This is a genomic window from Glycomyces tarimensis, assembly GCF_054776215.1.
Map to the genome: position 1 here is coordinate 199,858 of NZ_BAAHCB010000021.1, position 21,203 is coordinate 221,060.

Below are 21,203 nucleotides of genomic sequence, written 5' to 3' on the forward strand. Positions count from 1 at the left end.
CCGCCCGCAGCGACTCGGGCCGGAACAGCCCCACCGCGTTGCGGACCACCGCGAGCATCTGCTCGACCGTGGCGCCGCGCGGATGCTTGACGTGCAGCTGCGCGTTGATCGTCACGATCGCGCTGTCGAGCAGCTCCAGCTCGGCCCTCGTCAGGTAGTTCTTCGCGATCCGCGACGAGGCCGCCGTGAAATCGCCGTCGCGCCTGCGGTCGCCGTCGGTCTGGTCCCGCGTGGCGCGGATGACCGCCGCCGTCATCCCGAACAGCCCGGCGTAGAGCGTGTTCTGGACGAGCCGGTAGTCCTCCGAGACCGCGCCGCCCGACTTGAGCGAGTGCAGGACGTTCCGGTAATCGGCCCGCTCCTGGAAGCGGGAGGACCGCGCCGACTCCAGGCGCCGCTCCACCGTCCCCGCCGCCTCGGCCGCCAGCAGATACCGCCGCACCCGCGCCGCAACGGCCGAGTCGGTGAGCAGCTGCCCGGCGGCGAGGATCGCGCCGCGGCTCCATACCGTCAGCCGCGCCGCCCGCAGCACCCGCGGCGGCAGGTCGCCGCGGTACCGCTCCTTGAACACGCGCAGCTCGTCGCCGCGCAGATCGACGAGCCCGCTGGAGCGCAGTTCGCGGCGGTGCCGCCGCATGAGCCGCCCCAGGGACTCGGCGGACACCTCGTAGTAGCGCGCCACCTGCTCGGTGGTGGCGTGGACGCCGTCGGGCAGGTAGGCGAGCATCCCCACCTTGTCGAGGACCTCGCCGCGCTCGGCCGGGTGCGAGCGCGGCGCCGGCGAAGCAGCCGACGTCTCGGACACCGGAAGGCGCGAATCAATCTGAACCATCTGGGCGGAACCCCCAATACGAACTCGAAAACGCCGCTACATGCGATTTTAGCCCGTATGTATGACAATTTTTCGCTCCCGGAACCGCCTCGCGGAAAGTGACGGAAGTGAATAGCCTGGGACCGTGCGATTCGGAATGCTCGGACCGCTCGCCGTGTGGACCGACCACGGCGAGCCCGTCGCGATACCGGGCCGGAAGGTCCGCGCCCTGCTGGCCGTCCTGCTCGTCCACGACGGCCGCGCGGTCTCGGCCGACCGCCTCGTCGAGGACCTCTGGGGCTCCGCGCCGCCCGCCGACCCCACGGCCGCCCTGCACGTCCGCGTCTCCCAGCTGCGCCGGGCGCTCGCCGCCGCCGAACCGCAGGCCAGAGCGCTCGTCGTCTCCCAGCCGCCTGGATACGCCCTCCGAGCCGCACCCCGCACCGTGGACGCCGCCCGCTTCGACGCCCTCATCGCGAAGGCGCGCACCGCCGAGGACCCCAGGGAACGGGCCGGCCGATACGCCGATGCGCTCGGCCTGTGGCGCGGCCCCGCGCTCGCCGACTTCGCCGACGACCCGTTCGCCGAGGCCTCCGCCGCCCGCCTGGAGGAGCAGCGGCTGGCCGCCGCCGAAGCGCACGCCGAAGCCCGGCTCGCCCTCGGCGAACACGGCGAGCTGGTCGGCGAGCTCGGCGAGCTGGTGGCACGGCACCCGTACCGAGAGCGGCTGCGCGCCGCCCACATGCGCGCCCTCCACCGTGCCGGGCGCACGAGCGAGGCGCTCGAGAGCTACACCGAACTCCGCCGCCTCCTCGCCGACGAGCTCGGCCTCGACCCGGGCCCCGACCTGGCCGCCCTCCACCGGGCACTGCTGGCGGGCGACCCGTCCGAGGACGCGCCGCAGCCCGAGCCGCGGCCCGTCGGCCCCAGGGCGAACCTGCCCGCGCCGGTCACCGAACTCATCGGCCGCGAACCCGCACTCCGTCGCATCCGCGAACTCCTCGCCGACGAGCGCCTGGTCACCCTGACCGGACCCGGCGGCGTCGGCAAGACCAGCGCGGCCATCGCCGCGGCACGCGACCTGGTCGAGACCTACGCCGACGGCGCCTGGCTCATCGACCTGACGGCCTGGGACGGCGCCGGCGAGGCCGCCGAAGTCGTGCTGGCGGCACTGGCCGTCCACGATGCCGGCAACGCCGGGTCCGAACGGGAACGACTCGCCGCCGCCCTGCGCGAACGGCGCACACTGCTCGTGCTCGACAACTGCGAGCACGTCGTCGAACCGATCGCCGACCTGGCCGCCGAGCTGCTCGCCGCCGCCCCCGGCCTGCGCATCCTCGCCACCTCGCGCGAACCGCTCCGAGTGCGCGGCGAGACGCGCTTCGACCTCGCGCCCCTCGACGTCCCGGACACCGACGACCCCGAGCGCCTGGCCGCCTCGCCCGCCGTGCGCCTGTTCCTCGCGCGCGCCTCGCTGGCAGCCGAACCCGCGTCGGTCACCGCCGCCGCCGAAGTGTGCCGCCGCCTCGACGGCATCCCGCTCGCGCTCGAGCTGGCCGCCACCCGGGCCTGCGCCCTCGGCGTCGACGAGATCGCCGCCCGCCTCCGCGTGCCGCAGGACCGGTTCGGCCTGCTCGGCGCCGGGCCCCGCGACGCACCCTCCCGGCAGCGCACCCTCGCCGCCGTCATCGACTGGAGCTGGCGGATGCTGACAGAGACCGAACGAGCCGTGCTCCGCCGCCTCGCCGTCCACGCCGGCGGATGCACCCTCGAAGCCGCCGAAGCGGTGTGCGCCGGAGACGGCGTCGCCGCCGACGAAGTGCTCGACGCGATCGTCGGCCTGGTCGACCGCTCGCTCCTCGTCCGCGCCGACGGCCCACGATTCCGGCTGCTCGAATCGGTCGCCGCCTACTGCCTCGAGCGGCTCCGCGAAGCCGGCGAGGAGGAGTCGACGCGCCGCAGGCACGCCGACCACTACCTCGCGCTCGCCGAACGAGCCGACGCGCTCCTGCGCGGGCCCCGCCAGCGCGAATGGCTGCGTCGCCTCGACGCCGAGGCCGCCAACTTCCGCGCCGCCCATGACGCCTTCGCCGCCGAAGGCGCGGCCGAACCGGCCCTCCGGCTGGCCGTCGCCACCGTCTGGCACCGGTTCATGCGAGGCCGCCTCAGCGAGGCGCATCGCGTGCTCGATGCGGCGCTGCGGATCGCAGGCGAGGCCCCCGAGCCGCTCCGCGCCACCGCCGAGGCGTGGAGGCTCGGCCTCGCGATCCGGCAGGGCCGGGCCGAGCCCCACCTCGCGGCGGAGGCGATGCGCGCCTTCGACGCGAAGGCCGAGCCGCTCGTGCACGCCATGGCCGCATGGTTCCTCGCCGCCTCGATCATCGACTACGGCGGCGAGGCCGCCACCGTGTCCTTGCTGGAGGAAGCACTGGCGATCTTCCGCGCCGAGGAGCACCGATGGGGCGAGGCCGCGGTCCTGAGCACCAGGGCCATGCTCGGTCACCTCCACGGCGATCTCGCCGCGCTCGAAGGCGACGCCCGCCGTGCCGCCGATCTGTTCGCCGAACTCGGCGACTCCTGGGGCGCGCTGCAGGCCCTCGACTGGCTCATCGGGCTGGCCGACCTGACCGGCGACTATGCCGAAGGAACACGGCTCGCCCGCGGCAACCTCCGCGTCGCCGAGGACCTCGGGCTGTGGTCGGAGGTGGCCGGCTGCATGTCGTGGCTCGCGTGGCTGTCGGTGCAGGACGGCGACCACCAGAGCGCCTGGGAGCGCGCCGAACAGGCCAAGCGGCTCGCCGCCGAGCAGGGATCGCAAACGGGTGAGGTCTTCGCGACCATCTCGCTCGCGTTCGCCGCCAGCCGCGGCGGCAAGCCCGATCTCGCCGAGGAGCACCTGCGGTGGCTGCTCGACACGGCCCGCAGGCAGCAGAGCGAGCAGGGACACCCGCCATATCTGGCGATGGTCCTGGCCGAATCCGGGCTCCTCGCCGCGCGGCGCGGCGCGACCGCCGAGGCGCTGGACCGGCACCGGGCGGCCTACGACGTGGCCCTCGCCCAAGGGGACGACGTCGGCATGGCGTGGGCGCTGACGGGCATGGCCGAGGCGCTGGCGCTCCGGGGCCGGCCCGAGGCGGGCGCGGCGCTCCTGGGCGCCTCCGATCGCCTTCGCCACAAGGCCGGTCCGTCGCTGTCCCGCTCGGACCGGGAGACGCTGGAGCGGATCACGGCGGCCGTGCGGGCCGCCGAGCCGCGCTTCGACGAACGGTTCGCCGACGGTGGCGCCCTCGCGCCCGAGGAGGCCCGGTCCCTGGCGGACCGGGCCTGAGGGGTCGTCTACTTGGGGGCGTAGATGTGGACGGCGATACCCGAGTCGAACCGCTCGATGTCGACGAGCTTCAGGTGGGTCGTGTCGATGCCGGTCCCCTCGAACAGGTGCTTGCCGGCGCCGACGACAACCGGGAAGTACCAGAAGTGGAACTCGTCCACCAGGCCGTGGTCGATGAGGGTGCGGTCGAGCTCGCCGGTGCCCCACTTCAGGATGCCCTTGCCGGACTGCTCCTTGAGCTTCGCGACCTCTTCGGCCACGTCACCCTGGATGACGGTGGTGTTGTTCCAGTCCATCTCGATGAGGGTTCGGGAGGCGACGTATTTCGGCGTGTTGTTGAACAGCTGCGCGGTCGGGTTGTCCTGCGGGCCCCATGCCTCCTGGAAGCCCTCGGCGGTCACCCGCCCCAGCAGGAAGGCGTCGGACCCTTCGAGCAGCTTCGCCGAGTAGCCGTTGTGCTGCTCGTCCCAGTACGGCCGGCCCCAGTTCTGGGGTTCGGCCCGCTGGGCCGTGGAGGGCCGCGTGTCGTCGATGATGCCGTCGAGTGAAACGAAGGTGGCTTCGATGAGCTTGCGCATGGTGGTGCTCCTTGTCCCCGCCCGCGGCCCGGTGCCGCCGGCTGATGAGCTCATCGTGCCCGGCGGCCCTTACGGTTTTCTTCAGTTCGCCTTGCGGGCCGCTGCGACCAGGCGGGGGAGGACCTCGCCGATCGGTTCGCGCACCACCGCGTGCGCGAACGGGTCGTACGGGGTGGGTTGGGCGTTCACGATGACGAGCCGGGCTCCGGCGTCGAGAGCGCAGTCGCACAGGCCGGCCGCGGGGTGGACGCTCAGGGAGGTGCCGATCGCCACGAACACATCGCATGCGACGCTCGCCTCGACCGCGGCCGTCAGCACGTCCGGGTCCAGTTGCTGCCCGAACGAGATCGTCGACGACTTGAGAATCCCGCCGCAGTCCGAACAGGACGGGTCGTCCTCGCCCGCCTCGATGCGGGGCAGCACCGCTGCCATGGGGGTGCGGTCGCCGCAGCCCATGCACGCGACCCAGCGGGCGGTGCCGTGGATCTCGATGACCCGCTCGGGCGAGGAGCCCGCCGCCTGGTGCAGGCCGTCGACGTTCTGGGTGACGATGCCGCGCAGCCGCCCCTCCCGTTCGAGCTCCACCAGCGCCCGGTGGGCGCTGTTCGGCTCGGCCGACCACACGGGGCTCGCCAGTCGGGCCAGCCAGGCTTCGCGGCGCACCTCGGGGTCGGCCATGTAGCGGTCGATGGTGAACATCGCCTGCGCCGCCGGGTTCTTCGTCCACACGCCCTGAGGGCCGCGGAAGTCGGGGATGCCGGAGTCGGTGGAGATCCCCGCCCCGGTCATCACGGTGACGGCGGCGGCCTCGGCGATCCAGTGCGCGGCCTCGGCTTCGGGGGTCGTGGGCGCGGTCACCACACGAAGGTACCGCCTCGGCGCTGGAGGCCGCCGCCTCCGCCCGCGCCTTCGACAACGAGGTCACCGTGATCGGGCTATCGCCGCGAGGAGCTCATTGCTCTCATGCCGACGACCGTGGAGCCGGCGGTGTGATCCCGGTGTGAACGATGATTCTCGGCCTCGGGCGTCGTCCTTATTCACACAGACCCAGACGACGAGGAGCGCGTGGACATGACCGAGAACGTGATCGACTTCAGGCCCGTCACCGACGGGGTGGCGGCGCTGCTCGACGGCGTCGACGGCGAGCGTTTGGCCGGCCCGACCCCGTGCGAGGACTACACGCAGGCCGCGCTGCTGAACCACCTGCTCGGGCTGTCCTGGGTGTTCACCAGCGCTGCCAGGAAAGAGCGCGGCCCGCACACCGACAAGCCGCCGTCGGTCCCGCCCGCGACGGTGGAACCCGCATGGCGGCGACTGCTGCCCGAGCGACTCGACGCGCTCGCCGAAGCCTGGAGCGATCCCGCCGCCTGGCAAGGCGAGACCACCGCCGGCGGCGTGACCCTCCCCGCCGAGGCGATGGGCCTGGTGGCGCTCAACGAGGTCGCCGTCCACGGCTGGGACCTCGCCCGTGCCACCGGCCAGGACTACGAGCTCGATCCCACGATCGTCGAGATCCTGCTCGCCTTCGACGGCCAGGACGCCGACGACCAGTCGGCGCGCGAGGGCATCTACGCCCCGGTCGTCAAGCTGCCCGACGGCGCCCCGCCGCAGGACCGGCTCATCGCCATCACCGGTCGCGACCCGGCCTGGCGCCCGTAGCCTGACTCACGGAACGGGCCGGCGAGCCACGGCGGCCCCCAGTGCGGTCACGGACGCGACCGAAAGCGACGCTGAGCAGGACTCGCGGGTCTACCGGGGATATCGAGGACCTCAGCAGGTGTCGGTGCCGACGAAGACGTACTCCACCGTGATCCGGTCGCCGTGCGCCTTCCGCGCTCCGCCGTTCGGATGCTGCGCGGTGACCTCGCAGTTGTCGTACTCGGGTCCCTGCTGGGTTCGGCGCTCGCTCTCGGCCACGACGTTGGTGAATCCCGCGTCGGCGAGGGTCTGCCTCGCTTCCGAGACCGAGGCGCCGACGACGTTGGGCACGGTGGCGGTGGCGGTGGCGGCAGTGGTCGTCGCATCGCCGGTCGGCGTGCCGCTCACGGGCGTGGGAGAGCGGTCGGCCTGGGGATCGTCGGCGGGCTCGGTGCTGTTCGGCGCCTCGGACGCCGCCCCGTCGTCGCCGCCCGCTTCCCGCTGCGGCCCGGGGCTCTCGTCGGCCTCGGTCGGCTCGCTGCTTTCCGATGCGCTGACGTCCGACGCGCTGGGGCTCGCCTCCTCGGACGCGCCCGGATTGGAGGGGAGCCCGAGGTCGTCCGTGACGGCATCGGTGCCGAGGCCCTCGGAGCCGGGCGTGTCGCGGTTGATGAGCACCATTCCGAGCGCGGCGGTGAGCGCGATGAAGAGCACCAGGGTCACCGCCATGACGCCGATGCTCGGCTGCATTCGAGCCGGTCGCCCGGCCGTGGACGAGGGCCCGTCCCCCGCGTCGCCCTGGGACTGCGCGAGTGCGGCGAGGGCCGACCCCTCGGCGAGCACGAGCTCCGGCATCTCGGGGAGGACCGGTTCGATGCCGAGGTGGAAGCGAACGATGGTGGTGATCAGCGGCGTTCGGCTCGCGCCGCCCACCAGCAGCAGTCCGTCGACCTCGTCCGCCGCGACACCGGCGTCCCGCATGGCGTCCTCCACCAGCGCCACGGTCTGGAGGACGGCGGGCGTGAGGCACTGTTCCGCCTCCTCCCTCGTCAGGCGCAGATCGCGGGCGCGCCCCGGCAGGGAGATCGCGACGGTCGGGTGATCGGTCAAGTGCTCGCGGGCGCGCCTGACCTCTTCGAGCAGGCTCGCGCGCAGCGCGGTCTCGGCCGGGTCCCTGGCACGGTTCCAGAACGCCGGGTCCGTTGCGCGATGCCGGCTTTCGAGGTGGTCGAGCAGGAGGCGGTCGAACTCGCGTCCGCCGACGCCGTCGGCGCATTTCGCGGCCTCGACGGTGTACCGGTCGCCGTCGCGGCGGACGATGCCGACGTTGCACGAGTCCGCGCCGAGACTGTAGACGACGAGCGACGTGCCCGGTTCCAGCTCCCGGCCCCGGACTTCGGCGAGGTACCTGGCGGCGGCCTCGGGCTCGGGCACGAGGACCGCCCCGTCGAACCCCGCGTTCGCGGCGGCTTCGGCGTGCGCTCTGCGCCGGGTGGAATTCCATGTGGCCGGAATGGCGAGGGCGACCGCTGCGAGGCCGTCGGGTCGTTCTCCGCGGACGCCGCCGATCGCCTCCGCGAGGGCGTCGACGGATGCGAAGTCGCCGTCGTCGTCGGCGGGTCGCTTGGTCGCGGTTCGGTCGAAGTGCCGGGTCTCGGGTCGATCGTCACTGCGGCGGGTCGACACGGTGGTGGCCGACGACCCCAGGTCGACGCCGATGCCAACGGTGCGGGACACGGAATGCATGGATGTGAGTCTATTTCTTGCTGTGAGGTCATTTCTATCGGTCTCGCACCCATTTTTCCTTGCCTCGCTTATGAGGCCGAAATGCCGCGCGCTCCCATTCGGATGCGGCCGCATCATGAGTGGGGCTCGGATTACTCGGCGCGGCCCGGCCGTGCCCGGCGCGCTCCAGATTCGTTAGACCCTCCGTGTTGCGGTGGCATGAAGGACGTCGCCGTTTCAGTGGGCCGGCACCGAACGCGGGCCCGCCGAAGGGCCGTGGCCGCCTCGCCGCCGCGTCGCGGTCCTTCACCGAAGGACGCCCATCGAGGCGAGCGCGTACCCGTGAAAGGCAACGTGATGTGAGAAGCGTAGTGCTCTATGTGCAGGCTCCCGAAGCGGAGCAGAAGATCTCGGACTGCGCGAACAGGATGGGTCTGTGTGAGGCGGTCAAGACCGTGGACTGCGTCCCGGCGCTGTTCATGGAGCTGCGGCGGCGCCCGGTCGACGTGATCCTCGTCGACGTCGCGCTCGCCGCGCCGGACCCGGTCGAGTTCGCCCGTGCCGTCCACAGCCGCTTCCCCCGCACCGGCGTCGTGTTCTCGGGCGCCGCCGATCCGCGCACCGCGGCGGCCGTGGCCGCCGCGGGTGCCCTCGGCGTCATGAGAGCCCTGTCGGGCGACGCGGACGATGTCCTCGTCGCGTTCGCTCAGGCGATCATGTGCTCCCGTCAGAGCCGCACCGACCCGACGGCGGCCGTGCCGAAGCAGCGCTCGGCCGGCGCGGCGGAGGCGCCATTGTCGCCGAGGGAGTTCCAGGTGCTGGCGGGAATCAGCCAGGGCAAGCCGAACGCCGAGATCGGCCACGATCTGTTCGTCTCCGAGGACACCGTCAAGACCCATGCGAAGCGGATGTACCGCAAGCTCGGCGCACGCGACCGGGCCCACGCCGTCGCCATCGCGCTGCGCGCGGGCATGATCGCCTGAGCCCGTGCGGCTCCGGTCAGTCGCGCTCGCCTCTGGGCAGGTCCCGCAGGACGATCTCGCTGCGGTAGTGCTGGGACGCGGTCATCGAGCCTCGGAACCAGAGCAGCGGGATCCGCGAGGGGTCTCCGGGGGCCACGATCGGCCGGAGATTGTCCACATCTGATGATTCGGTGACCGGATTCCACCGCCACGTCGCTCCGCCGTCGCTCGTGCGCCCGTTGAAGATCTCGTGGTGCGCCAGCTCGGTGCCGTCGCGGGGGTCGACCGGCGTGGAGGCGTAGACGGAGTCGAGGTCGTACGGGTCGATCGCCACCAGGCCGGTGTAGTCCTCCTCATGCGGGAACAGACCGGGGCCGGCCTTGGCGAGCTCGTGGACGCGCCACTCGCCTCCGGGGCTGAGCCGAGCGTAGACGAAGCGGAGGTCGGGCACGGCTCGCCGGCGGTCGAACTGCTGCTCGACCTCCGTGTCGGGGGCGGTGGCGCGGGCGGTCATGATCGCGGCGACCGTCCCGTCTTCGTCGCGGCGGATGTCGGTGGTCCAGCAGTGCGTCATCGCGACGCCGTCCCATTGCGTCCCGGTGGCCAGCACGGTCGTGAGCTCGGCCTGCGAGGGCGCGTCGTCGGTGAGGGCGACGAGGTCGAGGACGGTGCCGTCGCTCCGGTGCAGCGAGCCGTCCTCGAGGTAGCCGTGATAGATGGAGTTGTCGAAGTCGCGCGGATGGTGGTCGGTGGTGATCAGGTCGATCCGTTCGCCATTGGAGGCGTAGCGGGTGTAGCCGTTGACGTAGCCGACCTTGGGCCTGGTGAAGAGCTTGCCCGCGTACGTCCACGTGTCGCCCTCGTCCTCCGAGACGAGCGCGCACTGGTCGTCGTTGACGGCCCTGGCGAAGCAGTACAGCCGGCCGTTCATGGCATGGAGATTGGAGTACGTGACGCCGCGGCCCTCGGTCAGCGGGCTCCAGTCGAAGGTGCGCTCGGGGCCCCATCGCGTCGGGTCGTCGGGTTCGCTGATCCGCCAGCGCGTCAGGTTGTCGGTCTTGTGCTTGGTGTACACGGCCAGCCAGCGGCCGTCGGCGCGCCGCCACAGCCCCGGGACGTTGTGGTCGTCGGCCTCGAGGTTCTCGTGCAGCACGACGACCGTGCTCGTGCCAGTGCGCAGGTCGACCACCGCGAGCTCCACGTTGCCCGAGCGCGATTCGCCGCCCGGCCCCTCCGGGGCCGCGATCGAACCGGCGACGAGCGTCTGGGTCCGCGGGTCGACGAGCACCCGCTCGTCTTGGAACCAGCACCATGCGCCGTTGTCGTTGACGACGATCGGCGGGGCGGCAGGGGTTTCGACTGGACGGTTCATGGACGGCGAGTCCCTTCCTCGGCGAGTGCGCACGCGCTTCAGCACCCGACGCTACCTGCAAGCGGTATCCAACCTGGCACCGCCCGCCCCCGTCACGTTGACCGACGTCCCGATGCCCGACCCGGTCGCGCTGTCGGGTCGGCCGGGGGCTTCGCGCTTCGACTCGGTGGGTTCGTAGCTTTGGACGTGCCGGAGGCAACGGGCGATCGCGTCGCGGTTGGCCAGGAGGCATTCGGCCTCGCGGGTCATCCGCTCGATCTGGTCTTCGAGCAGCTCGATCACTTCGGGTTCGGGGTCGGGGAAGTAGATGTCGTCGTAACCGTCGAGGCACGGGAGGATCTGCTCGATGATCTTGACCGGGATTCCGGCTTCGATCAGCCCGCGGATCTGGATGAGGTGCGCTCGGCCAGCTCGCCGATGCTCATGTGGCCCACCTCATGCCCGTGAGACTGGACCTTGACACAAGTGTCAAGGTTCGAGACTACAGTCATGAGCGACTTCGTCGGACCGGCCGCAGCCGTGACCTACGGTCGCCCATTTCGTCCACCGCGGCGTCCCTCGCCGCCGTCGCCCGACCATAGAAGGCAGCAGCATCCATGACCGTCTCACTGATCAACCCCGAGGGGCATCTCCAAGTCCCGCTCTACCACCACGTGGCCGTGGGGACCGGGACCAAGCACGTTCATCTCGCCGGCCAGGTCTCCTGGGACGAGAACGGCGACCTCGTGGCGCCCGGCGACCTCGCCGGCCAGGTGGCCCAGGTCTATCGCAATATCGCCAAGGGGCTCGACGCCGCGGGCGCGAGCTTCCACGACGTCGTCCGCATGACCTGGTACGCCGCGGGATGGAAGCGGGAGATGTACGACGCCTTCAACGCGGGCGTCGAGCAGGCCGCCCGCGAGTTCGATCTCGCCACGCCGCCGGCCGCGCTGATCGGCGTCGAGATCCTCTTCGAGCCCGGCATTCTCATCGAGTGCGAAGTCACCGCGATCGTCGACTAGGGCGCGATCGCCCCGATGGAGGGCCACCCGCCGCAGTGTCGCAGCAGGGTGGCCCGCCGCCGCACTAGGATCGAATGGTCGGCCCCTTCGATCTCCGAGGACCTCCAGTGACGACGACCGTTGAAGTCAGCGCCCCCACTCCCCAGCGCCGCCGCCGGCTGCGCGTCCTCCTCATCGCCCTCGCGAGCGTCCTCGTGCTGGCCCTCGGCGCGCTCGCCGGCGCCGGCTGGTACTTCTCCGGCGAGGTCATCAACGTCGAACGCGGGCCCCACGTATACCGGTTCACTGTCGCGGCCGTCGACGAGGAGACCGTGACCCTGCCCCGCGACGACGACACCGAGAAGCCCGGCACCTGGGGGCTGGCCTGGGAGGACGGCCAGGCCGTGATCGGGGACGTCATCGCCTCCGACGAGGAGACCGTCACCCGATCGCTGGACGGCGTCCTGTTCGGTGAGCTCACCTCGGGCACCGCCGTCCGCATCGACACCTGGACCTACCGCAACGACCCCGCGACCGCGTTCGGGCTCGACTACGAGACCGTCGGCATTCCCACCACGCTCGGCGAGGCACCCGCCTGGTACCTGCCGGGGGAGCAGAGCACCTGGGTCATCACCGTCCACGGCCGCAACGCCTCGCCCGGCGAGACGCTCCGCGGCATCGAGACCTACAACAGGCTCGGCTACCCCGTCCTCGCCGTCACCCACCGCAACGACGAAGGCGCGCCCCGGGCGCCCGACGGGCTCCACAGCCTCGGCGAATACGAGAGCGACGACGTCGTCGACGCCGTCGAGTACGCCCTCGAGAACGGTGCGGAGGACGTCGTCCTCCACGGCTGGTCCATGGGTGGCGCGATCGTCTCCACCGCGGCACGCAAGCTCGCCGACGACGACGCCATCAGGGGCCTGGTGGTCGATTCGCCCGTCATGGACTGGAACTCGACCCTCGACATGCAGGCCGACGACCGCGACGTCATCGCCCCGATCACCTGGACCGCCAAGTTGATCGTCGAGCTCCGCGCCGACATCGACCTCGACGACCTCGACCAGCGGAACTTCGCCGACGAGTTCGACATGCCGATGCTGCTGTTCGTCGACACCGCCGACGAGACCGTCGATCACACCGCGACGCTCGAGTTCGCCGAGCTCCTGCCGCCCGAGCAGGTCACGGTCGTCACCACCGCCTCGGGTCACACCGCCTCCTGGAACGAGGACCCGGCGGCCTACGCTGCCGCTCTGGAGGCCTACCTCAACGCCCTGTGACATTCCGGGCCCGAGGTCGCGTGCCTGTGCTCACATGTGCGCGACGCGAACGAGTGCAAGACCCGCACCACCCTCGCGTCGCTGACGCCGTCCTGGGCACGGAAGCCGTCGACGACGTCGGCCCGCGCAGGCGTTGAGGCCGCCGGACCGCCGCCGTGACTACAATCCCGACCATGGTGCGTTTGGGGAGTGTCCTTGCAGCCGGATGACATGAGCGACGCCGTCGACGACGCGGCGCTGACCGGGCTCGGCCCGGTCAGCCACGCCATCTTCCGGGTCGCCCGGATCCACAAGATGTTCGCCGCTCGCCTCCTGCGCGAGACGGGTCTGTTTCCGGGCCAGGAGCTGGTGATGATGCGCCTGTGGACGGAGGGGCCGCAGCGCCAGGTCGACCTCGCTCGGACGCTCGGCGCCGACGCCCCGACGATGACGCGGAGTATCGCGCGGTTGGAGCGGTCGGGATTCGTGCGGCGGACGCGCAGCCCCGAGGACGCGCGGGCGATGATCGTGGAGGCCACTGAGGACAGCCTGCCGCTGCGAGCGGCCGTCGAGCGGGCCTGGTCCGAGCTCGAGGCGCTGACGGTGGGGGAGATGACCGCTGACGCGCGCAGTGAGGCGCTGGCCGTGCTCGGGGCCTTGGAGCACCGTCTTCTCGCGGCCGAAAGGCGGATGTCCGCCGGGGGATAGCACTCCGGGGCCGCGCGATGCGGTCGCCCGGAGTGCCGATTCCGGTCACATCGTCGGATTGTTGTCGAGGGCGTACTCGGGACCGAGTGCGAACGCGCGGCCCATGCGCTCGGCGATCTCCTCCTCGCCCATGTCCGGGTGCGCCGTGCGGGTCGGCAGGGGCTTTCCCCATTCGGTGAAGTACCGCTCCAGGCCAGCCGGGGTGACCATGCACAGCATGCGGGCGTTGTGGGAGGAGGCGTTGTGGAAGTTGTGCGGCGCGCGGGCGGGGATGTTGAGCGTCTGACCGGCCGAGACGGTCACATGCTCGCCGCGGAACATGAACTCGATCTCCCCCTCCAGCACGTGGAACATCTCCTCGAAGTCGTGCCGGTGCGGCGGCGGTCCACCGCCCGGGGGCACGAACATGTCGATCAGCCCGTAGCGGCCGTCGGTGTCGGCGCCGGTGAGCAGGATCGTGTAGTTGTCGCCCACCGCGCCGTAGTGCGGGAGGCTCTCGTCGGAGTCGGGATTGCGGACGGACAGGTACCGTGTCGGGTCGTCCGGCCCGATGCCCGTCGGCGTCGCGGTCTCGGTCATGGTGGATCGTCCTCCGGATTGCTCGGGCCACTTGAGCGGCTATTAATTGTTCGAACAACTATTGACTCGGGTCTGATTCCCGGGGCCGATGGAAGCGATGGTCGTCACACATCCCTCGCCACCGCGACCGATCACGGCGAGAGTGCCTCCGCTTCGACGGAGAAGACGCTTGGCCGCCGCACGCCCACGCGGGCCCAGCGGTGGGCGAGCAGGGCTTGCCCCGTCTGAAGATTTATGCTTAAAATCGCTGGTGCGCCCGAGCGGGCCACCACGCCCCGGCCGACGGCGGATCGGGGGCCGACGGATACGGGACGGGGGCGGCGAGTGAACGGCAGGTCCTCCGATGCCCGGCGGAAGGCGAGCATGACCGACGTCGCCGAGCTCGCGGGAGTCTCGGCGATGACCGTTTCGAACGTCATCAACCGCCCCGAGATCGTCTCCGAATCGACCCGGCAGAAGGTCCACGCCGCGATGCGCGAACTGCGCTACCGCAACAACCTGGTCGCCCGCAGCCTCAGACTCGCGCAACCGAGGCAGATCGGCTATGTGCTGCCCGCCCATGACGCCGTCGGCAACCAGTACATGGACGCCTTCCTCCACGATCTCGCCGCCGGCTGCCAGGCCTCGGACCGCAATCTCACCCTCATCACCGAGCAGGACACCGAGGCGCTCATGACGGCCTGCGAAGACCTGTACTTCGGACAGTCCGTGGCGGGATTCATCATCTCCAATGTGCAATCAGAGGATCCGCGGCCCGAGGAGCTGCGCAAGCGCGGCATCCCGTTCGCGGCCTACGGCAGGACCAGCGAAGCGTTCGCGAGCCCGTGGAGCTGGGCCGAAGGCGACGCCGCGCTCGGCATCGCGATGGCCGTCGATCACGTCGCCGAGCGAGGGCACCGCGAGCTGGCGTTCGTGGGCGCCGATCCCTCCAGCGTCACCATGGTCCAGCGCGAAGCCGGCTACCGTGCGGCCTGCCGGCGCAGAGGGCTCACCGCGTCGATCGCCCCAGGCCGGATCGTCCCGTGCGCCGGCGACCTGGCTTCCGGCGTCCGAGCCGCCGCAGAGCTGCTCGACTCGGCATGGCCCCCGACCGCCATCGTCTGCGTGTCCGACCCCCTTGCGGCCGGCGCCGTCATCACGCTGCAGAGCCGAGGCCTCGTGCCGGGGAGGAACGTGGCCGTCACCGGGTACGACGACACGCCGCTGACGTCGTTCGGCACCGTGGGCATCACCTCGGTCAGGCAGGCGTCGGCGGCGATCGCCGCGGAGCTGGTCCGCCTCGTCATCGATCGGCCCGAGACTCCCGAACACCTCCTGCTGCCACCCACGCTCGTCGCGCGCTCCAGCACCGAACCGGGCGCATGACCGGAAGCGGGGCCCTCACCACCCATGGTTTTTAAGCTCAAAATCCGCGAATACGCCTATAACCCAAGGAGAAGGACAACATGAGCAAGGAAGCGATCCGAGTCGTCGTCTGGGGCGAGAACCGGCACGAACAACTCGAGCCGTCCGTGGCCGAGCGCTACCCGGACGGCATGCACGGCGCCATCGCGAACGGCGTCGGCTCGTGGCTCGGCGAACGCGCGCGCATCGCCACCCACACCCTCGACGAACCCGAGCACGGGCTGACCGCCGACGTACTCGACGAGACCGACGTGCTCGTCTGGTGGGGCCACGCGGCCCACGACGAAGTCGCCGACGAGGTCGTCGAGCGCGTCCACCGGCACGTCCTCGCCGGCATGGGACTGGTCGTGCTCCACTCCGGGCACTGGTCCAAGATCTTCGTCAAACTCATGGGCACCACCTGCACGCTGCGCTGGCGCAGCGAACACGACCGCGAACTGGTGTGGACGGTGAACCCGCAGCACCCGATCGCACGCGGCATCCCGAACCCGATCGTCATCCCCGAGCAGGAGATGTACGGCGAGTACTTCGACGTGCCGACCCCGGACGAACTCGTCTTCATCAGCGGATTCAGCGGCGGCGAGGTCTTCCGCAGCGGCATGACCTACCGCCGCGGCTTCGGCCGCGTCTTCTACTTCAGCCCCGGCGACCAGGACTTCCCCGTCTACCACCACCCCGACGTGAACCACGTGATCGCCAACGGCGTCGAGTGGGCGCGGCCCGACCGGGAACGCGAGACGCCGACGCTGCTGCGCTACGAGACCGACGACTTCTTCAACGGCCAGGGCTACCGGGGAGCGTTCGAGCGATGAGTTTCCGCACCATCGAATCGGAGAGCCCTCTCCGACTGCTCGTGGTCGGGGCCGGCGGGATGGGGCGGGCCTGGACCCGCGCGATCCGAGCCGACGACAGGGCCGAGCTCGTCGGCATCGCCGACCTCTCCTCCGCCGCCGCCGAAGCGGCCGCGGAGGCGATCGGCATCCCCGGCCTCCCATTGGGGTCCGACGCGATCGGACTCGCCCGGAGCGCGGGCGCGGACGCCATCGTGAACGCCACCATCCCCGAGGCCCACCACCCCGTCACGATGGCCGCGCTGCTGGCGGGCTTCCCGGTACTGGGGGAGAAGCCGGTGGCCGCCAGCGTGAGCGAAGGTCTCTCGCTCGCCGCCGCGGCCGAGCACACCGGGCAGCTGTTCATGGTCAGCCAGTCCCGCCGATACCATCGATCGCTCCACCAGGCCAAGCGGCGGATCGAGACGCTCGGCGCCATCGGGATCGTCGCGGTCGACTTCTTCAAGGCCCCCCGGTTCGGCGGCTTCCGCGACGAGATGGCGAGCCCCCTGCTGCTCGACATGGCCATCCACCAATTCGACATGGCCCGATTCCTGCTCGACGCAGACCCCGTATCCGTCTCCTGCGAGGAATACAACCCCGCATGGAGTTGGTACGCCGGCGACGCGGCGGCGACCGCCGTCTTCGCGATGGAGGGCGGAGCCCGGTTCGTCTTCAACGGCAGCTGGTGCAGCCCCGGCTTCGAGACCTCCTGGAACGGGTCCTGGCGGATATCGGCAGAGCGCGGGACCGTGCTGTGGGACGGCGAGGGCGAGCCCCGAACCGACCCGGACGAAGCCCGCCCGGCGCGCGTCGAGGACCCCGGACGGGAGATCGCGGGATCGCTGCGCGAATTCATTGCCGCCGTCCGCCACGGCGTCGAACCGATGGGGCGAGTGCACGCCAACGTCATGAGCCTCGCTATGGTCGAGGCCGCGACGCAGAGCGCCTCGCAGGGCCGGCGGGTCGCGATCGACGACGTGCTCGACCGTTCCTACGATGCCGCGCTCGCGACCGAGCGCAACGCCGAAGTGCTCGCAGCCATGAAAGCATGGCCATCCGTTCGCGATGCCCTCAGCCGAAGGAGCCGCCGCAGTGAGTGAATCCGAATCCCTCAGAGTCGGCATGGTCGGCTACGCGTTCATGGGCGCGGCCCACTCGCACGCGTGGCGGACCGCGCCGCGCTTCTTCGACCTGCCGCTCGCGCCCCGCATGCAGGCGCTCGCCGGACGCCATCCCGAGCGGGTCGCCGCCGCCGCCGCGAAGCTCGGCTGGGAGTCCACCGAGACCGACTGGCGCCGGTTGATCGAGCGGGACGACATCGACCTGATCGACATCTGCGTCCCCGGCGACATGCACGCCGAGATCGCGATCGCCGCGCTCGGGGCCGGTAAGCACGTGCTGTGCGAGAAGCCCCTGGCGAACTCCGTGGCCGAGGCCGAACGGATGACGGCCGCCGCGCAGGACGCCAAGGCTCGCGGCGCCTTCGCGATGTGCGGCTTCAGCTATCGCCGCACACCCGCCCTCTCGCTCGCGAAGCGTCTGGTGGCGTCAGGAGCGCTCGGGCGGATCCGCCACGTGCGCGCGCAGTACCTCCAGGACTGGCTCACCGACGAGAACGCGCCGCTCACCTGGCGACTCGACAAGTCGAAGTCCGGCTCGGGCTCGCTCGGCGACATCGGCGCGCACATCATCGATGCCGCACAGTGGATCGCCGGCTCCAACGTCTCCGGCGTCTCGGCGATGCTCGAGACGTTCGTCAAGGAGCGCCCCGTCGGCGGAGACTTCGTGGGACTGGGCGGCCATGGCGGCGCCGACGGACCCCGGGGCCCCGTGACGGTCGACGACGCGGCGATGTTCACCGCCCGGTTCGCGGACGGAGCGGTCGGCGTCTTCGAGGCGACCCGGTTCGCGCTCGGACGGAAGAACGCGATGCGGCTGGAACTCAACGGCTCGAAGGCGTCGCTCGCCTTCGACTTCGAGGACATGAACTCGCTGTGGTTCTACGACGCGGCCGACGAGCCCCACGCCGGCTTCCGTCGCATCCAGGCCACCGAACCGGAGCACCCGTACACGGGCAACTGGTGGCCGGTGGGGCACGGGCTCGGCTACGAGCACGCCTTCAGCCATCAGGTCGTGGACCTCGTCGAGGCGATCGCGGAGCGTCGCCAACCCACTCCGTCGTTCGCGGACGCGCTCCAAGTCCAGCGTGTACTGGCCGCGGTCGAGTCCAGTGCCGCGGCCGAGAGCCGCTGGACGGAGGTCTGAGTCCCGACCATGCCGAACGAGGCCCGACCGCATTCGCGGCCGGGCCTCGTCGCCGTCGCGGGGCCTCCTGAAGCGAGGCGGTGGCCGAGCCGGTGCAGGATTGAATCAAGAAAATTGATGTTCCATGCTTGTGGAGTCACAACGCGATGGCGAGCCGCGGGGCGGCCCCGTCAGCGGCGGAAGGATCGAGCCGGGGATACCGAGGAACTCCAGCACTCCGATGCGCCTGACGACATGCATGAGCATACTGCCGACCCACTCCATCACGGGTCCGAGCCGATCCTCGGTCTACAGGGTCTCCTTGCCGCCCGCATAGAGGTGGAAAAGGGCGAGCGGCGACGCGACAGACGTCCATGTGCCGGCCGCGACCAGTTCCCGTCCGAGGCGAGTGGGCCGCTCAGGCGGGATTGGTCGCGGTGACGATCCAGACCGCGCCGGGGAAGCGGACGGCGCCGTCGACGCGATGGCGACGCAGCTCGCCCCGTACCTCGTCCAGGACGGACTCCCAGCCTGCAACACCGATGCGAGGCACCAGCTGCTCCCTGGCGAGACGGCCGAGGCCGCCGCTGAGCATCGTGGTGAGCCGTTCTTCGACGCCGTCACTGCCGTCGATACCGTAATCGCACGTGAAGTCGAACGCGTCGACCTTCACCGAGTCCCACCCGGCGGCTGCCAGCACCGAGGCGGGCCGAGCGGGATCGGCGAACGCGGTCGGCCCGGGAGCACCGGGCTCGGGCTCCTCGGGCTTCGGGTCGAGCCGGTCCTCGAGGATCTTCGACCCGAGGCTGAACATCGGATTCTCTTCGTCGGTTCGCCAGCAGGCGAACACGAGCCGAGCCGCGGGCGCGGCCGCGCGCCGGATGTTCGCGAAGGCGGCTTCGGGGTCCTCGAAGAACATGACGCCGAAGCGTGAGACGACCCGGTCGAACGGCGCTCCGGGGGCATCGGCGAGGAAGTCCGTGGTCTGCGCGTCGGCGACGAGCACCGTCGCCTCGGGCACGCGGCGGCGAGCGGCCGCCGCCATGCCCTCGGAGATGTCCGCGCCGACGACCGTCGCGCCCGTGGCGGCACTCTTCGCGAGCAGCGTCCCGGTCCCGCAGCCGATATCGAGCACCCGCTGCTCGGCCGCCGGAGCGGCTGCCGCGAGGATCGCCGCTGTCACCGGCGCGAACACGGCGTCGAAGACCGCCTCGTTCGCGACCCACCCGGCCGCCCCGTCGGTCCAGTCCTGCCGCATCGACTCATTCGCCACAGCGTCACCCTACTGAACCGACCGGCACTTGTCGGCTTCGCGGTCCGCCGCAGCGCGCGGTGGCTCTAGCGATAACGCAGGTGAGCAGATGTTGATCGAGGCCCGGATATATCCGGCGTTTGGCGGATACGGAGAAAAAATCCCCGCCAAACCGGGCATACGACCACCGCGCCTTGTGGGCGGCCGACAACAGTGGCATGAACTGTGGAAGATCAGCGGTGGCGGCGAGTGGGCAACCTTTCCCCCATGAACGCTTTCGAATCACTGACCACGTTCGGCGACATCGCCCGCCTGACCGCCTCCCTGGCCGTCTTCGGCGCGATCGCCTTCGCGTTGACCGCCAAGAGCACCACCCACCGCGTCGCCGCTTGGGGCGTCGCGTACGCACTCTGGTTCGTCGCTCTGTGCGTCGCCGGCGATGGCGCCTGGAGCTCCTTCGAGACAGTGCTGACCTACGTGCTCCTGGCGACCCCGGCCCTCGCTCTCGCCGTGGCGTCCTGGACGCTGCCGCGCGGGCGCCGCGACACCGTAACGGCCGAGATCGGCCTGCTGGTCCTCATCTTCTTCGCCCAATGGATCATGAACTTCGCGCACGGCTTCGACCACACCGGCGGCGTGTCCATCGAGCTCCTGTACTACTTCCTCTTCCTCGCCGCGGCGTTCACCGCGGCCGCGATCCCGGTCCCGAACCGTCGCATAGCCTACGGTGCCGCCGCGCTCACGTGCCTGCTCCTGGGTGTCTTTCGGGACGTGCTGCTGTACTCGGAGACCGGCCAGCACCCGGACGTGCCGTTCAACGACGACATCCTCGTCGCAGCGGTCTACGCGGGCATCCCCGCCCTCGGAGTCCTATTGCAGATCGCATGGTGGGCCAAGACCCGCCGCGCCCGAACCCGGTGACCACTCGCAGAATCGCCGTCACCCCAAGTCCTGCGCGGCACGGTGAAGCACGCGTGGCGCGCTGTTTCCAGGCGATCGCGAGTGAAGCCAAGATCGAGGCAGCGCCACCGGCCGATATATTAATCCATATTGGACAAATACTGGATTCGTTGTTAGTCTCGGGCGCATGCATGCCGCAGCCATTCGTCAGGCGCGTCCGTCCGATCTCGCCCAGGTCCAGACCGATGTGGCGGCCCTGTTCGCGGAAGACTCCGGGATCCGGGACGCGACCATCAGCCAGGACTGGCCCGATCGCCATGCCCGGGCGTGGCTGGAGGACCACATTGCCGCCGACCGAAAAGTCCTGCTCATTGCCGAAACCACCGAGCACGCCGGATACCTGGCCGGCGAGGTGCACCCGCCTTCGGCCATGCGGACGGTGAGCGGCGCCGTCCTGGTCAGCATGTATGTGCGCTCGCAGTTTCGCGGGCACGGCATCGGCCGAAGCCTGGTTACGACGTTCCGCGACTGGGCCCGGGTGCGTGACACGAGAATAAATTGAAGATTGCGAATGCAAATCTATCTGTGAGCAGGCAGGACCGACCTTAATCTCCCAAAGTACGGCCTGTA

Annotated in this window: 20 protein-coding genes; 13 read left to right on the forward strand and 7 right to left on the reverse strand. The window is 70.6% G+C overall.

Features of this window, described 5'->3' with window-relative positions; translation table 11 throughout:
- A partial coding sequence (locus tag ACYVK3_RS17955) for a hypothetical protein (RefSeq protein WP_460498698.1) occupies nucleotides 1-832 on the reverse strand: 832 nt, incomplete at its 3' end.
- A gap of 124 nt (nucleotides 833-956) precedes the next feature.
- Between ACYVK3_RS17955 and ACYVK3_RS17960 the strand changes: the two genes are divergently transcribed.
- Nucleotides 957-4,139 carry a BTAD domain-containing putative transcriptional regulator gene (locus ACYVK3_RS17960; protein ID WP_460498699.1) on the forward strand — a complete coding sequence of 1,061 codons (3,183 nt, stop codon included), beginning with the start codon at nucleotides 957-959 and terminating at the stop codon, nucleotides 4,137-4,139.
- An 8-nt stretch (nucleotides 4,140-4,147) separates the two neighbouring features.
- Here the strand turns inward: ACYVK3_RS17960 and ACYVK3_RS17965 are convergent, their stop codons facing one another.
- Nucleotides 4,148-4,717 (reverse strand): dihydrofolate reductase family protein, encoded by a 570-nt coding sequence (locus ACYVK3_RS17965; RefSeq protein WP_460498700.1) that lies wholly within the window; start codon nucleotides 4,715-4,717, stop codon nucleotides 4,148-4,150.
- Nucleotides 4,718-4,798: 81 nt separating this feature from the next.
- Nucleotides 4,799-5,506: an SIR2 family NAD-dependent protein deacylase gene (locus ACYVK3_RS17970; protein ID WP_460498735.1), complete on the reverse strand. Its 708-nt coding sequence runs from the start codon at nucleotides 5,504-5,506 to the stop codon at nucleotides 4,799-4,801.
- 282 nt (nucleotides 5,507-5,788) lie between these two features.
- Between ACYVK3_RS17970 and ACYVK3_RS17975 the strand changes: the two genes are divergently transcribed.
- On the forward strand, nucleotides 5,789-6,376 hold the full coding sequence (locus ACYVK3_RS17975; RefSeq protein ID WP_460498701.1) for a TIGR03086 family metal-binding protein: 588 nt from the start codon (nucleotides 5,789-5,791) through the stop codon (nucleotides 6,374-6,376).
- Nucleotides 6,377-6,487: 111 nt separating this feature from the next.
- Here the strand turns inward: ACYVK3_RS17975 and ACYVK3_RS17980 are convergent, their stop codons facing one another.
- On the reverse strand, nucleotides 6,488-8,101 hold the full coding sequence (locus tag ACYVK3_RS17980) for an Hsp70 family protein (RefSeq protein ID WP_460498702.1): 1,614 nt from the start codon (nucleotides 8,099-8,101) through the stop codon (nucleotides 6,488-6,490).
- Nucleotides 8,102-8,439: 338 nt separating this feature from the next.
- Here ACYVK3_RS17980 and ACYVK3_RS17985 point away from each other — a divergent pair, with 338 nt between their 5' ends.
- A complete protein-coding gene (locus tag ACYVK3_RS17985) occupies nucleotides 8,440-9,063 on the forward strand; it encodes a helix-turn-helix transcriptional regulator (protein WP_460498703.1) in 624 nt (207 codons plus the stop codon).
- A 16-nt stretch (nucleotides 9,064-9,079) separates the two neighbouring features.
- Here the strand turns inward: ACYVK3_RS17985 and ACYVK3_RS17990 are convergent, their stop codons facing one another.
- Nucleotides 9,080-10,414: a BNR-4 repeat-containing protein gene (locus ACYVK3_RS17990; RefSeq protein WP_460498704.1), complete on the reverse strand. Its 1,335-nt coding sequence runs from the start codon at nucleotides 10,412-10,414 to the stop codon at nucleotides 9,080-9,082.
- 180 nt (nucleotides 10,415-10,594) lie between these two features.
- Here ACYVK3_RS17990 and ACYVK3_RS17995 point away from each other — a divergent pair, with 180 nt between their 5' ends.
- The 4 genes from ACYVK3_RS17995 to ACYVK3_RS18010 all read left to right on the forward strand — a co-directional run bounded on the left by ACYVK3_RS17995 (nucleotide 10,595) and on the right by ACYVK3_RS18010 (nucleotide 13,361).
- Nucleotides 10,595-10,861, forward strand: coding sequence for a hypothetical protein (locus tag ACYVK3_RS17995; RefSeq protein WP_460498705.1), 267 nt, complete (start codon nucleotides 10,595-10,597; stop codon nucleotides 10,859-10,861).
- 149 nt (nucleotides 10,862-11,010) lie between these two features.
- Nucleotides 11,011-11,415 carry a RidA family protein gene (locus tag ACYVK3_RS18000; protein ID WP_460498706.1) on the forward strand — a complete coding sequence of 135 codons (405 nt, stop codon included), beginning with the start codon at nucleotides 11,011-11,013 and terminating at the stop codon, nucleotides 11,413-11,415.
- A gap of 107 nt (nucleotides 11,416-11,522) precedes the next feature.
- Nucleotides 11,523-12,674 (forward strand): alpha/beta hydrolase, encoded by a 1,152-nt coding sequence (locus tag ACYVK3_RS18005; protein ID WP_460498707.1) that lies wholly within the window; start codon nucleotides 11,523-11,525, stop codon nucleotides 12,672-12,674.
- Between the two features lie 210 nt (nucleotides 12,675-12,884).
- Nucleotides 12,885-13,361, forward strand: a complete 477-nt coding sequence (locus ACYVK3_RS18010; protein WP_460498708.1) for a MarR family winged helix-turn-helix transcriptional regulator — start codon at nucleotides 12,885-12,887, stop codon at nucleotides 13,359-13,361.
- Between the two features lie 45 nt (nucleotides 13,362-13,406).
- Here the strand turns inward: ACYVK3_RS18010 and ACYVK3_RS18015 are convergent, their stop codons facing one another.
- Complete coding sequence (locus tag ACYVK3_RS18015; protein ID WP_460498709.1) at nucleotides 13,407-13,940, reverse strand: cupin domain-containing protein; 534 nt, start codon at nucleotides 13,938-13,940, stop codon at nucleotides 13,407-13,409.
- Nucleotides 13,941-14,303: 363 nt separating this feature from the next.
- On the opposite strand from ACYVK3_RS18015, the gene ACYVK3_RS18020 reads away from it, so the two are divergent.
- The 4 genes from ACYVK3_RS18020 (at nucleotide 14,304) to ACYVK3_RS18035 (ending at nucleotide 18,442) form a co-directional block, all read left to right on the forward strand.
- Nucleotides 14,304-15,305, forward strand: a complete 1,002-nt coding sequence (locus ACYVK3_RS18020) for a LacI family DNA-binding transcriptional regulator (protein WP_460498710.1) — start codon at nucleotides 14,304-14,306, stop codon at nucleotides 15,303-15,305.
- 80 nt (nucleotides 15,306-15,385) lie between these two features.
- The gene (locus ACYVK3_RS18025; RefSeq protein ID WP_460498711.1) at nucleotides 15,386-16,156 is read left to right on the forward strand and encodes a ThuA domain-containing protein; all 771 of its coding nucleotides are present in this window, start codon (nucleotides 15,386-15,388) and stop codon (nucleotides 16,154-16,156) included.
- Nucleotides 16,153-17,277: a Gfo/Idh/MocA family protein gene (locus ACYVK3_RS18030; RefSeq protein WP_460498712.1), complete on the forward strand. Its 1,125-nt coding sequence runs from the start codon at nucleotides 16,153-16,155 to the stop codon at nucleotides 17,275-17,277. Before ACYVK3_RS18025 ends, ACYVK3_RS18030 begins: the two co-directional genes overlap by 4 nt.
- On the forward strand, nucleotides 17,243-18,442 hold the full coding sequence (locus ACYVK3_RS18035; RefSeq protein WP_460498713.1) for a Gfo/Idh/MocA family protein: 1,200 nt from the start codon (nucleotides 17,243-17,245) through the stop codon (nucleotides 18,440-18,442). Before ACYVK3_RS18030 ends, ACYVK3_RS18035 begins: the two co-directional genes overlap by 35 nt.
- Before the next feature lie 397 nt (nucleotides 18,443-18,839).
- Here ACYVK3_RS18035 and ACYVK3_RS18040 read toward each other — a convergent pair whose 3' ends face one another.
- Nucleotides 18,840-19,694 carry a class I SAM-dependent methyltransferase gene (locus ACYVK3_RS18040; RefSeq protein WP_460498714.1) on the reverse strand — a complete coding sequence of 285 codons (855 nt, stop codon included), beginning with the start codon at nucleotides 19,692-19,694 and terminating at the stop codon, nucleotides 18,840-18,842.
- Between the two features lie 246 nt (nucleotides 19,695-19,940).
- Between ACYVK3_RS18040 and ACYVK3_RS18045 the strand changes: the two genes are divergently transcribed.
- Both ACYVK3_RS18045 and ACYVK3_RS18050 read left to right on the forward strand, forming a co-directional pair.
- Nucleotides 19,941-20,594 (forward strand): hypothetical protein, encoded by a 654-nt coding sequence (locus tag ACYVK3_RS18045; protein WP_460498715.1) that lies wholly within the window; start codon nucleotides 19,941-19,943, stop codon nucleotides 20,592-20,594.
- A gap of 166 nt (nucleotides 20,595-20,760) precedes the next feature.
- Complete coding sequence (locus ACYVK3_RS18050; protein WP_460498716.1) at nucleotides 20,761-21,135, forward strand: GNAT family N-acetyltransferase; 375 nt, start codon at nucleotides 20,761-20,763, stop codon at nucleotides 21,133-21,135.
- Nucleotides 21,136-21,203: the final 68 nt, after the last annotated feature.

Coding starts and splice junctions, on each gene's coding strand:
- ACYVK3_RS18010 (WP_460498708.1), top strand. CDS start 12,885: ATGAGCGACGCCGTCGACGACGCGGCGCTGACCGGGCTCGGCCCGGTC.
- ACYVK3_RS18015 (WP_460498709.1), bottom strand. CDS start 13,940: ATGACCGAGACCGCGACGCCGACGGGCATCGGGCCGGACGACCCGACA.
- ACYVK3_RS18000 (WP_460498706.1), top strand. CDS start 11,011: ATGACCGTCTCACTGATCAACCCCGAGGGGCATCTCCAAGTCCCGCTC.
- ACYVK3_RS17970 (WP_460498735.1), bottom strand. CDS start 5,506: ATGACCGGGGCGGGGATCTCCACCGACTCCGGCATCCCCGACTTCCGC.
- ACYVK3_RS17990 (WP_460498704.1), bottom strand. CDS start 10,414: ATGAACCGTCCAGTCGAAACCCCTGCCGCCCCGCCGATCGTCGTCAAC.
- ACYVK3_RS17980 (WP_460498702.1), bottom strand. CDS start 8,101: ATGCATTCCGTGTCCCGCACCGTTGGCATCGGCGTCGACCTGGGGTCG.
- ACYVK3_RS17975 (WP_460498701.1), top strand. CDS start 5,789: ATGACCGAGAACGTGATCGACTTCAGGCCCGTCACCGACGGGGTGGCG.
- ACYVK3_RS18020 (WP_460498710.1), top strand. CDS start 14,304: ATGACCGACGTCGCCGAGCTCGCGGGAGTCTCGGCGATGACCGTTTCG.
- ACYVK3_RS18025 (WP_460498711.1), top strand. CDS start 15,386: ATGAGCAAGGAAGCGATCCGAGTCGTCGTCTGGGGCGAGAACCGGCAC.
- ACYVK3_RS18035 (WP_460498713.1), top strand. CDS start 17,243: ATGCCCTCAGCCGAAGGAGCCGCCGCAGTGAGTGAATCCGAATCCCTC.
- ACYVK3_RS18050 (WP_460498716.1), top strand. CDS start 20,761: ATGCATGCCGCAGCCATTCGTCAGGCGCGTCCGTCCGATCTCGCCCAG.
- ACYVK3_RS18045 (WP_460498715.1), top strand. CDS start 19,941: ATGAACGCTTTCGAATCACTGACCACGTTCGGCGACATCGCCCGCCTG.
- ACYVK3_RS18030 (WP_460498712.1), top strand. CDS start 16,153: ATGAGTTTCCGCACCATCGAATCGGAGAGCCCTCTCCGACTGCTCGTG.
- ACYVK3_RS17965 (WP_460498700.1), bottom strand. CDS start 4,717: ATGCGCAAGCTCATCGAAGCCACCTTCGTTTCACTCGACGGCATCATC.